Here is a 14,873-nt window from a genome sequence, read left to right on the forward strand (position 1 = left end):
AGAGTGCCGGGATGACGGTCTCCATATCCTCCTTAAATTATCAGTGCGCCTGCGGTTTTTTCATTAACGGCACCAGCATCGCCGCAAGCAAAAAACCTACCATGATCAGATAAAAGGCATCCGAAAATGCCTGCGTCCTTGCCTCTCTTAACGCCAGGGCAGAGAGGTTTTTTAGCGCCCCGGTCGTGGCGGCGTCTGGCGACAACCCTTGGGCTGCCAGGCCTGCAGCGCTGTGTTGGATGAAGTCTGTCATTGCCAGATTAGCGGTATTGAGATGGTCGGCCAGGCGGCTGTAATGCAGATTGGTTCTGTTATTCAGCACCGTGCCGCACAGCGCGATGCCGATAGCCCCGCCCAGGTTACGCATCAAATTGAACAGGCCGGAGGCAAGTTTAAGTCTGGCAGGCGGCAGGCTGCCCAACGTTAACGTCACGGTCGGCGCTACCGCAAACTGCTGCGCAAGCCCACGAAAGGCTTGCGGGAGCAGTAGCTGATCGCCGCCCCAGTCGTGGGTAATCGGCACAAAGCTGTACATGGAAATGGCAAAGCCAATAAGCCCGGCCATTAACAGCCAGCGCAGATCAACGCGGTTTGCCAGCCAGGAATAAAACGGGATCGACATCACCTGGAACAGGCCAGTAGAAAATACGGCAAGGCCGATTTCCAGAGCGCTAAACCCGCGTACGCTGCCGAGGTACAGCGGGGTTAAATAGATGGTGGCAAAAATGCCCACCCCGGCCATAAACGAGAAGTAGCAGCCCAGGCTAAAGGTTCTGTCCTTCAGCGCCCGTAAATCCATCACCGGCTGCGCATGGCGCAGGGTACGAATGATAAAGGCGATACCGCAAAGCAGCGCTATCCAGCCGGTAGTGGCGAGGGTGCCATCGTCAAACCAGCCCCAGCGCGGGCCCTCTTCCAGCGTATATTCCAGGCACCCAAGTGAAGCCGCCAGCAGCAAAATGCTGAGGTAGTCCGCGCCGCGCAGCAGGGAGAAATCTGGGGTATCTACCTTTACCAGCAGCGGGACGGCAACGGCGATATAAATTCCGGGGATCACGTTGATAAAGAATAGCCAGTGCCAGTTGAAGTTTTCGGTGATCCAACCGCCCACGGTTGGGCCAAGCGTCGGCGCCAGTGAGGCCAGACCGCCGATGGTTGCGGCGGCAATAACTCGCTGCTTGCCCTGGAAGAAGGCGAAGGCGGTGGTAAACACCAGCGGGATCATCGAGCCGCCCGCCAGCCCCTGTAGAGCTCGAAAGGCAATCATGCTTTGAATGTTCCACGCCCAGCCGCAAAGCAGGCTCATGAGCGTGAAACCCGCCGCAGAGGCGGCAAACAGCCAACGGGTCGACATCACCCTTGAGAGCCAGCCGGAGAGCGGAATAATAATGATCTCGGCGATCAGATAGCTGGTCTGCACCCAGACGGTTTCATCATCCCCCGCCGAAAGGCCGCCGCCGATGTCCCGCAGCGAGGCGGAAACTATCTGGATATCAATCAGCGCAATAAACATGCCTACGCACATGCTGGCAAAAGCAAAAATCTTTTTTGCCGTTGGCATAGATATTCCCTGCGGCATTGGTGCTGCCTGGGCGGTGCTCATCGTGTGCTCTTTTGATCGACGGTCACAATGACCGACAGCCCCGGACGAAGGACATCCAGTTTTGCCCCATCACCTTCCAGCGCAATGCGAACCGGGACTCGCTGGACGATTTTGGTGAAGTTGCCCGTCGCGTTTTCCGCCGGGAGAATGCTAAAGCGGGAGCCGGTAGCCGGAGAGACGCTGGCGACGTGTCCTTTAAACGTACGGTTTGGCAGCACGTCGGCGACCACTGTCACCGGTAAACCGGCTCGCATATGCTCAAGCTGATTCTCTTTGAAGTTGGCATCTACCCACAGCCCGTGCGAAGGCACCAGCGAGAGCAGCTGCGTGCCGCTGGTGACGAAAGAGCCCGACCATGCACGGCGGTTGCCGATGACGCCGTCGAACGGCGCGCGGATTTCGGTATAGCTGAGATTCAGCTTCGCCATGGCCAGATTAGCCTGTGCCTGCTCCAGCGCGGCCTGGGTTTGTTTTTCTCTGGCATCCAGCACGGCCAGCTGGCGCTGTGCCACAGCTCTGTCAGCCTGGGCCTTGCTCTGTTCGGCCCGCGCACGGCGATAATCTGCAGAGGCGTTGTCGCGAATCTGGGCTGAAATTGCGCTTGAGGCTTCCAGCGCGTTATAGCGGCGAGTGTCGTTCGCTGACTTCTCCGTCGCGGCGGCAGCGGCGGCAACGGAGGCTGTTGAGCCCTGTATCGTGGCCTGCTGCAGCTGGCGCGTTGCGGCTATATCCGCCAGCGCAGCCTGTTGAGCGGCCACCTCGCCCTGGGCTTTAGCCAGCGCAGCCTGGTAGTCGCGATCGTCAATGCGGATCAGCAGGTCGCCTTTCTTCACCGCCGTGTTGTCCTGCACAGCAATTTGCTGGATGTACCCGGATACTTTGGTCGAAATTGCGCTGATATCGCCGCCAATATAGGCGTCATCGGTGGACTGTATAAAGCGCCCGCTGTGCCACCACCAGGCGCCATAGCCCGCGGCCGCTAACAGCGCTGCGCCCAGCACGGCCAGCGTGATCAACTTTTTCTTATTGGCCGGATTCATGGCTGGCATCTCTGTACGGTTCTGGCTGGAATTTAAGCCCGGCGTCTCCGGCATGTTTACGCCGCAGATAGTCATGGCGGTACTTCATCATTGGTGAGGCCGCAGGGCCGGGTACCATGGTGTATTTCCCCGGAACAATCGGCTCTCCGGTCTCTTTATCTGCGAGGATGGGTTCCACGGGGCGTTGGGTTTCGCTTTCAACCAATTGCATCTGCCGCCCTTCGGGGGCGAAGTGGCGGTTTCCCCATTCAGCCAGCGCCAGCAGCACCATGCGGAAGTCGCGACCACGTTGAGTAAGGTGGTACTCGTAGCGCGGTGGCGCACTGCTGTAACAAACTTTCTCCAGCAAACCGTCGTCGACCAGCTCCTTCAGGCGACGTGAGAGAATATTGGGGGCCACGTTGCTGCTCTTCTGGAACTCATCAAAGCGGGTGAAACCGGCTAATGCATCCCTGAGGATCATAATGCTCCAGCTGTCGCCGATGCGGCCCAGGCTGCGGGCAATGGGGCAGGGCGCGCTGCAGAGAGGTTCGTTTTTCATGGATCGATCCGGTTGCGGGTTATCATCTGCCAACAAATTGGCATAGTAACTTTCAAAATGCAAGTCACTAAAGCTATGGCTCCTGCGCCCTGCCTCCGCCGTAAGCCCGCGGATATATTCAGAAAGAGTTCGTCCTTAAAGGAAAAGTGCGGTTTAAACATCTTTTTAATTGCTTTAAGTCGATATTTAACGCTCATTTGTTTTATAAAATGGATTTTCTATTAATCCAGGTAAAAAATAATATACCCGCCCGACCCATTTACAGGCTTACCTATGCTTAAGAATGCAAGCGTTCGCAGCGTTATTGCTCTTTTTCTGGCCATGTCATTTTTAATTGTTGATATTTTGGCCTTTGTTTTATCTGCAAATATTATCCTTTTAGCCATGCTTAATATTGCATGGGTGCTGATACTCTCAACCCTCTGGACGTATATGACGATATATCTTGTACGGCCAATCAATAATGTTAAGCGGAGCATCGATGAAATTAACTCGGGTAATCTGTCGATAAATATTCCTGAGTTTGGAAATAATTGTGCCGGACGATTAATCCCCGGTATAAATACGCTTTCGGCCGAAATTACTACGCTGGTCATGGATATCCGCAAATCCTCCCTGTCGGCGAAATCACTGTCAGAAAGTCTGGCGCATCAAAGCGCAACGCTTTCGGTTAAAACCGAGCAGCAGTCTGCGATGCTTATTCAGACGGCGTCCAGCATGGAGCAGATCTCCGCCGGGACAAAAAATAACGCCGACAGCACTCGCGAGCTAAGCGATATTACCGGCGGCGCCCACCGCTCGGCTAACCACGGCAGCGACCTGATGCAGAAGCTCACCAGCAACATGACGTCGATCACCGACTGCGCAAACAAGATGACGGAAATTATCACCATCATCGACAGCATTGCCTTCCAGACCAATATTCTGGCGCTGAATGCCGCGGTAGAAGCCGCGCGGGCCGGGGAGCACGGTAAAGGGTTTGCGGTAGTGGCCGGCGAAGTCAGAAATCTGGCGCATAAAAGCTCAGAGTCTGCCAGGAGCATTAAGTCACTGATTGATATCACCAATCAAAATGTTTTGCAGGGGGCGAGCCTGGTCTGCGAAGCGGAAAAAAACATGAAGGATATTGTTTCCGGTTCAGAAAATATCGATGCGCTGATGGGCCATATTTTTATCTCCACCAGCGAGCAGGAGAAAGGCATCCAGCAAATTACTACGGCACTCTCCGAGCTGGAAAAGGTGACCCAGGGCAACGTTGCGGTCGTTGAGGAGCTGGCCGGATCTTCCGAAGTGCTGAATAAACAGGTCTTCGAACTGGAAAAAAGAACCAGCGGACTGCAGCTTGGCGAAAGTGATGAAGCCAGGAGGATATTACCGTCGCCGGCTGCAGCAAAGAGATTGCTAAAAAGGGAAGCGGAACACTGGCAGACATTTTAATCGTTTAGAGTGACCGAACGATAAAAGCCCTGAGCAGGAGTGTTCAGGGCTCTATTATTTTGAGTGACTGGCTGTGATCAATATCACATCCGAAAATGCTTTTATCCTGATATGCCGATTTATCGACCACACCCCCCTGGTTTTTGCCTGCAGAAATAAAAATTATCTCCGATATCTGTTTTCAGCGTGGCGGCAAACAACGCTATTCGTTAACACCTGCATCAACCGTTGGGCGTTAACTCCAGGACAGGTATTTCTAAGGAGCGAGAGTGAAAATAAGCAATATGCGGGTAGGCGTAAGGCTGAGCGGCGGTTTTTTCCTGGTGCTGTTTCTGATGATTCTGATGGGCGTGGGTGCCAGTTTATTTAGCCGGGCTAACGTGCATGCCGTTGATGAAATGATCGATCAGCATCTGCAGAAAGAGCGGCTGGTTGAGGAGTGGCTGGCCCAGGTCGACAAGAGCAGCGGTAACGCGATAGCCGCAATGGGAACGGAAAACACGGCTCTGCGCCAAAAACTGCTGGCCAGCATCGCACAAAACTCAGCGGTAACGACCCGAGTGCAGTCGCAGCTGAGCTCGTTGATCGTGCTTGATACAGGTAAGCATCTTTTGGCGAATCTTCTCCCGGTGAGAGAGAAATATCTGCAGGTACGCACTGAGGGATTAGCAAGAGCTGAGCGCGGTGAACATCAGGAGATGGATACCTACATATCGGAACGGTTTATCCCGATAAGTGAAGAGTATCGGCAGGCTTTACAGGCGTTACTGGATTTCCAGAAGCAGCTTATCGATGACACTCACGCCCGTATTCAGAAAACCTCACGTAACAATCAACTGCTGGTGCTGCTGTTGGTTTCATTGGGCCTGGTTCTGGGGGCGACGACGGCCTGGTACATAACCGCCAGCATTACTCGTCCGCTAAAAGAGGCGGTGAGCGTTGCGGGCAGGGTGGCGGAAGGCGATCTGACAGCGGATGTTCACGTTCATTCGCGGGATGAACTGGGCCAGCTCATGCAGTCGCTCAAAGAGATGATTGCCTCTTTGGGGGTTACCGTCCGCAACGTCAGCGCTGGAGCGGAAAGCATAGCGATGGCGGCGGATGAGATCGATGCCGGCAATCAGGATCTCGCCTCGCGCACCGAAGAGCAGGCCGCCAGCGTTGAGCAGACCGCAGCGACGCTGGAGCAGTTAACCTCGACCATCAAAAGTACCGCCAGCAATGCCCACCGGGTCAATGCGCTATTTAACGAGTCGGGAGAAATGGTCAAGGCAAACAGCGAGCGTATGCACGTTGTTGCCGATGCAATGGGCGATATCCACGAGGCTGCCACAAAGATGACCGACATTATCTCGGCCATTGAAGGCATCGCATTCCAGACCAATATTCTGGCGCTGAACGCCGCCGTAGAGGCCGCGCGAGCGGGGGAACAGGGCCGTGGTTTTGCGGTAGTTGCAGGAGAAGTACGCACGCTGGCGCAAAGAAGCTCGGCATCGGCAAAGGAAATCCGCGAAATAATCAGCGCCTCGGTGAGCAAAATCACCGATGGCCGCAAGTTAGTTACCCAGGCCGATGCGGGTATGCAGGAAATCGTCGAAAACGTTGTTCGCGTTCAGCAGCTGGTAGATGAGATCGCCCGGGCGAGTAACGAGCAAAGCGACGGCATTGCTCAAATCAACGCCGCGATGGGGCAAATTGACACGACGACCCAGCAGAACGCCTCTTTGGTGGAAGAGTCTTCCGCAGCCAGCGGTTCTCTGAAAGAGCAATCCGGTATGCTGATTAACGGGATTCGAGCTTTTACGCTGCATAGCGCCTAGTCTTTTCCGACAGGGGCAGGAGAACGCCCCTTTTAAGAATTAAAAAATCATTTATTTGTTTGATAACCCTGATTTTTCTTCTCATCTCCGGTTAATCCTTAGATAAATTTTATCTCTGCGTATTGCAAATTAAATCGCCAGCTCTATAATTGAGTGAGTGGTCAGTCATTTAATGGTTCACCATGACAAACACTTTCAATAACCGCCAGGCCATGCGCCGAGCTTATCAACCAAGGATACAAAGATGACGTCTAAAACTGAAAAGTGGTTTATTACCGGAGCATCCGGTGGCCTGGGCCTGGCGCTGACACGTCGTGTGCTGGAGGCTGGCAATACCGTTGTGGCCGCGGTGCGTAACCCTGCCGCTTTGGCCGAGCTGCAGCAACAGTTTGCCGCGCAGCTTATCATCGAAAAACTGGATGTCACCGACTATGCCAGCCTGCCTGCTATCGCTAAAAAACACGCCGATAGCGATGTCATCGTTAACAATGCCGGCGGGGCGATAATCGGTGCGATGGAAGAGTTCACCGAAGAGGAAATTGAGCACCAGTTTGCCCTGAACCTGCTCTCTCCTGTTCATATTACCCGTGCATTCCTGCCAGCGTTACGCGCTAAAAAACAAGGACGGCTGATCTATATCACCAGCATGGGCGGCCGCGTCGCCTTCCCGGGTGGGGCGTTCTATCATGCGGCGAAATATGGCCTTGAAGGGTTCGCTGAAAGCACGGCGCAGGAAGTGGCGGAGTTCAATATCAAGGTGCAAATCATCGAGCCCGGCTCCATTAAAACGAACTTCCAGGCGAACGTGCGCTGGACTGAAGAATCCGAAGCCTACAAAAACGGTACCGTTGGCCAGCTGCGTCGCTGGATTGCCGAACACGGCGAAGAGAGTAACGCAGGCGACCCGCAAAAAATGGCTGATGCCATCTATACCCTGAGCCAGCAGGCAGAGCCGCCGCTGAGAACCGTGCTGGGTGCGGATGCTTTCCAGATCCTTAAAGGCAGCTACGAGAAGAGCCTGCAGTCTCTGAAAGAGCAGAAAGCGGTCTCCGTCTCCGTGGTCATCGAAGGCAAAACCGGGTTTATTCCCGAGTAATATTTTTGCTCCCGCCGTTTGTCTTAGCGGGAGCAAAGCCAAAAATCCATTGGCTAAATCAATTACACTATGCGGAGATTTTATTAACCCCGGAGACGCTGGAATGGCAAGACCCCTAAGCCCGCAAAAACAGGCGGCACTTCTGAATGCCGCGGTGGCGATTATTGCGGAGAGCGGTTTGTCGGCTACAACGGCCAGCATTGCTAAACGCGCTGAAGTGGCGGTAGGCACGTTGTTTACCTACTTCGCCACCAAAGAGCAGCTGCTGAACGAAGTCTATTTAATGCTGAAGCAGGATATGTCTGACCTGCTGGTGAACGGCTATCCGAGAGACGCCGATTTTCGCACGCAGATTATGCACATCTGGCGAGGCTACACGGAATGGTCGCTGAAAAATCCGGATGGAAAGCAGGTGCTCAGGCTGCTGACGGTGTCGGATCTGCTTACGCCTGAAACGCTTGCCAGGACGCCAGAGGCGCTGAATCAGGCGGATAAAATGTTTGATGAGGCCATAAAGCAGTCGCTCTTTGCCACCGATTGCAAATCGTTTATCTATGCCATTATTCAAAATATTTCTGACGCCACCAGCGAGCAAATTATCAGAAACCCGGCAGACAAAGAAAAATTGCTGCAGCTTGGTTTTACTATGATGTGGCGCGCTATTACGGTCTAAACGTTAATAGTTCACCCCCCTGAATATAGCTAAAAGAGTCGGCGGTTTATTTACTGCCAGCTCTTTACTACGCCTTTTTATAAATTTTAGAGTAATTAAATATGAAGATTAAAACACAGTTTAATTTTAATAGTACGGCAAATGAAGTTATCAAAGGTCAGGATCTTAGCGGTAAGCGTGCCGTGGTGACCGGCGCGGCATCAGGCATCGGCCTGGAAACGGCAAGAGCGCTGGCTAGCGCAGGCGCTGAGGTTACGCTGGCGGTCAGGAATATTGAGGCCGGTAAGCAGGCCGCTGAAGATATTATTCACAGCACCGGGAATAATAATGTCCATGTTGCCTATTTGGACCTCACTAACAGAGATTCCATTGCCGACTTTATTTCTTCATGGTCCGGTGTTTTGCATATTCTAATTAATAATGCGGGCGTAATGGCGATGCCGGAAACCCGAACCCCGGAAGGCTGGGAAGCGCAGTTTGCTACCAACTATCTTGGCCATTTTGCGTTAACCAGGGGGCTGCATGGGGCGCTTAAAAAAGCTGGAGGCGCAAGGGTGGTTGTCGTGAGCTCCAGCGGCCATCACTTTAGCCCGGTAGTGTTCGACGATATTCACTACCATATTCGTCCTTACGATCCATGGACGGCGTACGGGCAGTCGAAATCGGCAATGGTGCTGTTCGCCGTGGAGGCTTCTCGTCGCTGGAAGGAGGATGGCATTTTCGTTAACGCGGTCATGCCCGGTGCGATTAAATCCAATCTGCAGCGGCACTCCGGCGAGCTGCCGGTGCCGGAGCACTTGTGGAAAAGCGCCCAGCAGGGAGCCGCCACGTCAATTGTGGTCGCAACGCTGCCTGAGCTCGAGGGCGTTGGCGGTCGCTATTTCGCCGACTGTAACGAGGCTGAGCTGATTACCCATACCAGCGGAGACCGCATGACCGAGTTTTCAGTGGTTGCTGGTTGGGCGCTGGATCAAGCCAACGCCTCACGGCTATGGGATCTGACAGAAGATCTACTAAATTGATAGCAGACAGGCCGCCAGACAGGTGGCCTGCAACCAAAACTTCGGCAAGAGATGCGCATGAAAATTGTGATTGTAGGTTCCGGCGGCATGGTCGGACAGGGCGTACTGCTGGCAAGCCTTGCGGCAAAAGACGTGAGCGACATTATTCTGCTCGTCAGAAAGCAGCCTGAAGGTGAGCACGACCCGCGTATTCGTTACGTGGTGAACGGTGACCTGCTGGATTTTGACGCAGCGGACCCGGTGTTCGACGATGTTGATGCGTGCTTCTTCTGCGCCGGCATGAGTTCATCCGGCGTCAGTGAGGCAGTCTATCGACGCGTAACTTACGACATGACGCTACGGGTTGCGGAGCAGCTTAAAGCCCGCAGTCCGCAGATGAAGTTTGTTTATGTCTCCGGCGCTGGCGCAGACAGCAGCGGAAAGAGTTCGCAGATGTGGGCTCGGGTACGTGGCGAAGTGGAAAACAAATTGCTGACGCTGTTTCCCGGCCGCGCTGCTATTTTCCGGCCGGCGTTTATTTTGCCCACGCCAGAAGTGCAGTCCCGAACCCCGGCTTATCGCCTTTTATATACCGTTGTTGCCCCGGTCATGCGTCTTATCAGTGCCACAACCGGAAAGCGATTTTTATCTATCATCGACATTGGCAATGCGATGCTGAACATCACGCGTTTCGGCGTGGAAAAAACAGTTATGACCAAGCCGGATATTGTCGCCTGCGCAGATCGTCACCGCTGAGCCTGGCAACGAAGACGATTAACCGGCGTTAAGTATGCCCGGCGTTTGCCGGGCATTTTGCCGTCAGCGTACAGGATGCAGCCTGGACGTTTTCCATCTACAACAGTCCGCCCAGGTTCACGTACTTGGTTTCCAGATACTCTTCCAGCCCGCAGTCGGAGCCTTCGCGACCGAGGCCGGACTCCTTCACGCCGCCGAAAGCCCGGGCCAGATCGCGAGTGTAGGGATAGTCAGCAAGGCCAAAATGCGTGCCGTTGGCGCGTTCGATAGCCTCCAGTTCATCGCTAAAGCGGAAACAGGCCGCCAGCGGCCCACAACGGCTACTGGCTTGAGATCCCCCAGGGTAAGCGGGAGCTCCCGCCGCTTTTCCTCTCTAAAGCTCTTCATCCGCTAAGGCGTTGAGAACAAAATCTTGTTGTACGCCAGTGCGACAGTCAGGAAAAGTGAGTTTGATCTCATTTTTATTTCTGAAAAAAAAACAAACCTCAATATTGGGTGGTTGTTTTTAAGATTATTCTTGGGAATAATGAGAGGAAGTTTTTCTTCCTGAAACCATGCTCGTCCGATGAATGTATGGTGTTAAATATCAGTAGTTATTTTGTTGTTATTTAGCTCTGTGTTCAATCCATTTGTTCCCTGTCGGTATTATTTTGCCTGGCATCTATTTATGAGTTGGTTAACATGTCCGCAATCGAATTAAAAAATGCCCCGCTGGAAGAGGTCCGTGCTTTTCCTGTGGTGAATGGATCGAATCAGGAAATTGATTTGATTAATCTGTTGGGCACGCTTTACACGGCCAAGAAAACGATCATTTCTCTCACGGCGGCAGCCGCTTTTGCTGGACTGATGGTGAGCTTCCTGCTGCCTCAAAAATGGTCAAGCCGGGCCGTCGTGACGCCACCTGAAGCCTCGCAGCTCATTGAGCTTCGCCGCGCGATGGTTGAACTGACGGTGCTGGATGTGGCAAACAACGTCGACGCCGAGCACGTCTATCAAAACTTCCTTAAAGACTTTGATTCGCAGGCGCTGCGCGAAGAATATCTGGCAAATTCTGAGTATGTCAAAAAGCTGGCTAATGCCGCCGACGCCGGTGATAACAGCAAATTGCATCGCGCGATTCAGGAAACGTCAGCAAAATTTAAGGCGGTAAATAATGCCGATCCTAAACTGACGGACGCCACACCCTATACTTCGTGGTCTCTAAGCTTTACGGGACCTAATCCGGAAGAGAGTCAAGAGGTGCTCAGCGGCTATATCCGCTTTGTCGCCCAGCGGGTTAATCAGGATGTTGTTCAGAACTTACGCTACGCCCTTGAATTAAAAAGCGCGGTAGAGAAAGATAAGCTTCAGCTGGATAAGATAAATCTCGAGAATCAGCATAAAGTGAATATCCAGCGGCTGGGTTACTCGCTGGAAGTGGCCAACGCGGCGGGAATTAAAAAGCCGGTATACAGCAATGGCCAGGCGGTTAAAGACGATCCTGACTACTCGGTTGCGCTGGGTGCTGACGGGCTCGCTGAAAAGCTGAAGATTGAATCTTCCCTTAAAGACGTTGCGGAATTAAACGCCAGCGTTCAAAACCGTGAGTACTATTTAACTAAGCTGTCGGAGGTTAAGGTTAACGACGTTGACTTCCAGCCGTTCCGCTATCAGATGAACCCTTCCCTGCCGATGAAAAAAGAGGGGCCGGGAAAATCCATCGTTGTGGTATTGGCCGCGTTGATTGGCCTGATTGCTGCCAGCGGCTTCGTGCTGCTTCGTAATGCCGTTTCCGGCAGGAAGAAAACGCTAGAAATAATTTAAACCTGATTCTTTGCCTGCTTAAGCCTCCCCTGTGGAGGCTTTTTTATTGCCGAAATACGGGTTATAACCGGGGAAACGACAGAGAGGTGAGCGATGAAAACGATTGGACTGCTGGGTGGAATGAGCTGGGAATCGACTGTTCCCTACTACCGGTTAATCAATGAAGGGATCAAGCAGCGCCTTGGCGGTCTGCACTCGGCCAAAATTGTGCTGCACAGCGTCGATTTTCATGAGATTGAAGCCTGCCAGTCCTCAGGCGAGTGGGACAGAGCGGGCGAGATGCTGGCCGACGCGGCTATCGGGCTGCAGAAGGCCGGTGCCGAAGGGATAGTACTTTGCACCAACACAATGCACAAAGTGGCAGAGCAGATTGAAGCTCGCTGCTCGCTGCCGTTTCTGCACATTGCCGACGCCACCGGGCGGGTGATTGCTGCCCAGGGGGCAAGCCAGGTCGCTCTGCTGGGGACTCGCTACACCATGGAGCAGGACTTTTATCGTGGCCGCCTGCAGGAGCAGTTCGGCATCTGTTCCATTATCCCTGACGTGTCCCAGCGCCAGCGCATTAACCAAATAATATTTGATGAGCTGTGCCTGGGCATAGTTAACCCGGACTCAAAGCGCTATTACCAGCAGGTTATTCAGGAGCTGCAGGAGCTTGGCGCACAAGGGGTTATTTTCGGCTGTACCGAAATTGGTCTCCTGCTTGACCAGCGGGACTGTCCGCTGCCGGTGTTTGACACGGCGGCGATCCACGCCGCCGATGCAGTTCGCTTTATGTGCGGTGAAGAGTGATGTTTTCCCATTTAAAATCAATTCATTAAATATCTTCTTTGTCATATCCCCACGCCGCGCCGGGTCATGCCCGGCGGCTTATGTGTTATAAATTTGTTATGCAGCGCACATTATTCTAAAAAGCTGCCCCTCTGAAATCCTCGCCTTGCGGGCCATCGCTTTGTGCAGTGGCCTTTGATTATGTTTGTACCGGGAGTAATACCATGCCTGTTTCCTTGCTGGCGCTGGCAATGAGTGCGTTTGCCATCGGCACGACGGAGTTTGTTATTATGGGGCTGCTGCCCGAAGTGGCGGGGGATCTTCATGTCTCCATTCCCGTCGCCGGCTGGCTTATCAGCGGCTATGCGCTGGGCGTTGCCATTGGCGCACCTATTATGGCGCTGCTGACCGCTCGTTTACCGCGCAAGCTATCGTTAATTTTGCTGATGGTGATTTTTATCGTCGGTAATCTGCTGTGTGCCCTTGCGCTTAGTTACAACTTCCTGATGCTTGCGCGTGTTATCACGGCATTGTGCCACGGTGCATTCTTTGGCATTGGCGCCGTTGTGGCGGCAAGTCTGGTACCGGCCGGACGCAAGGCCTCGGCGGTTGCGCTGATGTTCACCGGCTTAACGCTGGCTAACGTGCTTGGCGTACCGATTGGGACCTGGTTCGGGCAGCTTTACGGCTGGCGGGCTACCTTCTGGGGCGTGGCCATTATCGGGGTTATTGCCTTCCTGGCGCTGGTGGTCAGCCTGCCATCACAGAAGGACGAAGAAACGACGGATCTGAAAAGCGAAATCAAAGCGCTGGCCCACGGCAAGCTCTGGCTGTCGCTCAGCATGACCGTGTTCTTCTCTGCGGCGATGTTTGCCCTGTTTAGCTACGTCGCGCCGCTGCTGTTGCAGATAACCGGGATTACGCCACAAGGGGTGAGCTGGACGTTGTTCCTGATCGGCGCCGGGCTGACGGTGGGCAATATTCTGGGCGGGCGGCTGGCGGACTGGCGCGTGTCGTTCAGCCTGATCCTTAGCTTTAGCCTGATTGCGGTCTTCTCACTGCTGTTCCGCTGGACCAGCCAGGGCGCATGGCTTGCGGAAATCACGCTGTTCCTGTGGGCGATGGCGGCGTTTGCGACGGTGCCTGCGCTGCAAATCAACGTAGTGCTGCATGGCAAAGAAGCGCCAAATCTGGTCTCCACGCTCAATATTGCCGCCTTTAACGTAGGCAATGCGCTGGGCGCCTGGGTCGGCGGCACGGTGATTGAACGCGGCTTCGGCCTGACGGCGGTGCCGGTTGCCGCAGCCGGGCTGGCGGTCATCGGGCTGATACTCTGCCTGATTAACTTCAGTAACGGCTCCGGCCACCAGCAGCCGCTGACGGAGCAGTAAGCTAGCGGTTAAGCAGCGCGTTTAGCGGGTCACTGTACAGATGCATACTGCTCTGTAGGTGCTCGCTGAATGCGCTGACCAGCGCAGAGGCCGGGCGGTGTAAAGGCCGGATCAGGCTGACGGTAAAAGGCACCGCAACGCTGAATCTGCGCACGACCACGCCCCGCTGGTGATAATCGAGCGCGGTCAGCGGGTTGACGATAGAGACCCCGGCGCCGGCCTGCACCATCGCGCAGACGGACGCGGCGCTGTGGGTTTCCACCACCATTCTTCTTTTTACATCATGCTCCTGAAACAGCGAGTCCAGCAGCTGCCGATAGCTGTCGGTGCGCGACAGGCTGATGTAATTTTCTCCGGCAAAATCCTGTGGCGTTAGCTCATCCTTTCCGGCTAAGGCATGCCCGGCAGGCAGCACGCAAACTTCGTTGAGGGTCAGCAGCGTCTGCCGTTCTGTTCCGGCTGGCGTAGTCACGTTTTCCGTCAGCCCGAGGTCGTGGCGCTGGGCGGAGAGCCACTCTTCCAGCAGCGGCGACTCTTGCGGCACGATATTCATGCTGAGATCCGGGTAGCGGGCCAGGAAGGTTTGCATCAGGCGCGGCAGAAAAGATTGTGAAAAGACCGGCAGACAGGCGATGGAGAGCTCACCCTGGCGGAACTCCCGCAGGCTTTCCGCCGCGCTAAGGATGCGATCCAGCCCGTACCAGGATCGCTGCACCTCTTCAAAAAGCCGCAGGCCCTGAACTGTGGGGTAAAGTCGACCTCGGCTGCGCTCGAAGAGCTGGAGACCAATAAGCTTTTCAAAGCGTGCCAGCTCCCGGCTGACCGTGGGCTGGGAAGTGTGCAGCAGTCCGGCCGCCTCGGTCAGGTTGCCCGCCGTCATCACGGCGTGAAAGATTTCGATGTGGCGCAGGTTGATGGCCGGCATGTTTTTTTGTCCGCAG

13 protein-coding genes and 1 pseudogene are annotated in these 14,873 nt (G+C 54.3%); 9 read left to right on the forward strand and 5 right to left on the reverse strand.

Annotated elements, in window-relative coordinates:
• Nucleotides 1–40: 40 nt before the first annotated feature.
• The 3 genes from EL098_RS03280 to EL098_RS03290 are packed head-to-tail and all read right to left on the reverse strand — an operon-like array spanning nt 41 to nt 3,184.
• On the reverse strand, nt 41–1,603 hold the full coding sequence (locus EL098_RS03280) for a DHA2 family efflux MFS transporter permease subunit (RefSeq protein WP_126354739.1): 1,563 nt from the start codon (nt 1,601–1,603) through the stop codon (nt 41–43).
• Entirely contained in the window at nt 1,600–2,643 is a 1,044-nt protein-coding gene (locus EL098_RS03285; RefSeq protein ID WP_126354741.1) for an HlyD family secretion protein, read from the reverse strand. Before EL098_RS03285 ends, EL098_RS03280 begins: the two co-directional genes overlap by 4 nt.
• Entirely contained in the window at nt 2,627–3,184 is a 558-nt protein-coding gene (locus EL098_RS03290) for a winged helix-turn-helix transcriptional regulator (RefSeq protein ID WP_126354743.1), read from the reverse strand. The genes EL098_RS03285 and EL098_RS03290 overlap by 17 nt, the downstream gene beginning before the upstream one ends.
• A gap of 273 nt (nt 3,185–3,457) precedes the next feature.
• On the opposite strand from EL098_RS03290, the gene EL098_RS03295 reads away from it, so the two are divergent.
• From EL098_RS03295 to EL098_RS03320, 6 genes are all read left to right on the forward strand, one after another.
• Nucleotides 3,458–4,621: a methyl-accepting chemotaxis protein gene (locus EL098_RS03295; RefSeq protein ID WP_126354745.1), complete on the forward strand. Its 1,164-nt coding sequence runs from the start codon at nt 3,458–3,460 to the stop codon at nt 4,619–4,621.
• Nucleotides 4,622–4,890: 269 nt separating this feature from the next.
• Nucleotides 4,891–6,441, forward strand: coding sequence for a methyl-accepting chemotaxis protein (locus EL098_RS03300; RefSeq protein WP_126354747.1), 1,551 nt, complete (start codon nt 4,891–4,893; stop codon nt 6,439–6,441).
• Nucleotides 6,442–6,685: 244 nt separating this feature from the next.
• A complete protein-coding gene (locus EL098_RS03305; RefSeq protein ID WP_126354749.1) occupies nt 6,686–7,537 on the forward strand; it encodes an SDR family NAD(P)-dependent oxidoreductase in 852 nt (283 codons plus the stop codon).
• A 103-nt stretch (nt 7,538–7,640) separates the two neighbouring features.
• Nucleotides 7,641–8,210: a TetR/AcrR family transcriptional regulator gene (locus EL098_RS03310; protein ID WP_126354751.1), complete on the forward strand. Its 570-nt coding sequence runs from the start codon at nt 7,641–7,643 to the stop codon at nt 8,208–8,210.
• 101 nt (nt 8,211–8,311) lie between these two features.
• Nucleotides 8,312–9,232: an SDR family NAD(P)-dependent oxidoreductase gene (locus tag EL098_RS03315; protein WP_126354753.1), complete on the forward strand. Its 921-nt coding sequence runs from the start codon at nt 8,312–8,314 to the stop codon at nt 9,230–9,232.
• 57 nt (nt 9,233–9,289) lie between these two features.
• A complete protein-coding gene (locus EL098_RS03320) occupies nt 9,290–9,967 on the forward strand; it encodes an NAD-dependent epimerase/dehydratase family protein (protein ID WP_126354755.1) in 678 nt (225 codons plus the stop codon).
• Nucleotides 9,968–10,064: 97 nt separating this feature from the next.
• Here EL098_RS03320 and EL098_RS03325 read toward each other — a convergent pair.
• Nucleotides 10,065–10,280 (reverse strand): annotated as a pseudogene (locus EL098_RS03325) (aldehyde dehydrogenase family protein); the annotation flags it as partial.
• Nucleotides 10,281–10,648: 368 nt separating this feature from the next.
• Here EL098_RS03325 and wzz(fepE) point away from each other — a divergent pair.
• The 3 genes from wzz(fepE) to EL098_RS03340 all read left to right on the forward strand — a co-directional run bounded on the left by wzz(fepE) (nt 10,649) and on the right by EL098_RS03340 (nt 13,932).
• Nucleotides 10,649–11,770 carry an LPS O-antigen length regulator Wzz(fepE) gene (wzz(fepE), locus tag EL098_RS03330; protein ID WP_126354757.1) on the forward strand — a complete coding sequence of 374 codons (1,122 nt, stop codon included), beginning with the start codon at nt 10,649–10,651 and terminating at the stop codon, nt 11,768–11,770.
• A gap of 93 nt (nt 11,771–11,863) precedes the next feature.
• On the forward strand, nt 11,864–12,562 hold the full coding sequence (locus tag EL098_RS03335) for an aspartate/glutamate racemase (RefSeq protein WP_126354759.1): 699 nt from the start codon (nt 11,864–11,866) through the stop codon (nt 12,560–12,562).
• 203 nt (nt 12,563–12,765) lie between these two features.
• The gene (locus EL098_RS03340; RefSeq protein ID WP_126354761.1) at nt 12,766–13,932 is read left to right on the forward strand and encodes an MFS transporter; all 1,167 of its coding nucleotides are present in this window, start codon (nt 12,766–12,768) and stop codon (nt 13,930–13,932) included.
• A 1-nt stretch (nt 13,933) separates the two neighbouring features.
• On the opposite strand, the gene EL098_RS03345 is transcribed toward EL098_RS03340, so the two are convergent.
• A complete protein-coding gene (locus EL098_RS03345) occupies nt 13,934–14,857 on the reverse strand; it encodes a LysR family transcriptional regulator (protein WP_126354763.1) in 924 nt (307 codons plus the stop codon).
• Nucleotides 14,858–14,873 lie beyond the last annotated feature (16 nt).

This window comes from Cedecea lapagei, from assembly GCF_900635955.1.
In the GTDB taxonomy this organism is placed as follows: domain Bacteria; phylum Pseudomonadota; class Gammaproteobacteria; order Enterobacterales; family Enterobacteriaceae; genus Cedecea; species Cedecea lapagei.

What these genes read in the sequence shown, in the direction of transcription:
- EL098_RS03280 (WP_126354739.1), bottom strand. Translation starts at nt 1,603, where the DNA reads ATGAGCACCGCCCAGGCAGCACCAATGCCGCAGGGAATATCTATGCCA.
- EL098_RS03285 (WP_126354741.1), bottom strand. Translation starts at nt 2,643, where the DNA reads ATGAATCCGGCCAATAAGAAAAAGTTGATCACGCTGGCCGTGCTGGGC.
- EL098_RS03290 (WP_126354743.1), bottom strand. Translation starts at nt 3,184, where the DNA reads ATGAAAAACGAACCTCTCTGCAGCGCGCCCTGCCCCATTGCCCGCAGC.
- EL098_RS03295 (WP_126354745.1), top strand. Translation starts at nt 3,458, where the DNA reads ATGCTTAAGAATGCAAGCGTTCGCAGCGTTATTGCTCTTTTTCTGGCC.
- EL098_RS03305 (WP_126354749.1), top strand. Translation starts at nt 6,686, where the DNA reads ATGACGTCTAAAACTGAAAAGTGGTTTATTACCGGAGCATCCGGTGGC.
- EL098_RS03310 (WP_126354751.1), top strand. Translation starts at nt 7,641, where the DNA reads ATGGCAAGACCCCTAAGCCCGCAAAAACAGGCGGCACTTCTGAATGCC.
- EL098_RS03315 (WP_126354753.1), top strand. Translation starts at nt 8,312, where the DNA reads ATGAAGATTAAAACACAGTTTAATTTTAATAGTACGGCAAATGAAGTT.
- EL098_RS03320 (WP_126354755.1), top strand. Translation starts at nt 9,290, where the DNA reads ATGAAAATTGTGATTGTAGGTTCCGGCGGCATGGTCGGACAGGGCGTA.
- EL098_RS03335 (WP_126354759.1), top strand. Translation starts at nt 11,864, where the DNA reads ATGAAAACGATTGGACTGCTGGGTGGAATGAGCTGGGAATCGACTGTT.
- EL098_RS03340 (WP_126354761.1), top strand. Translation starts at nt 12,766, where the DNA reads ATGCCTGTTTCCTTGCTGGCGCTGGCAATGAGTGCGTTTGCCATCGGC.
- EL098_RS03345 (WP_126354763.1), bottom strand. Translation starts at nt 14,857, where the DNA reads ATGCCGGCCATCAACCTGCGCCACATCGAAATCTTTCACGCCGTGATG.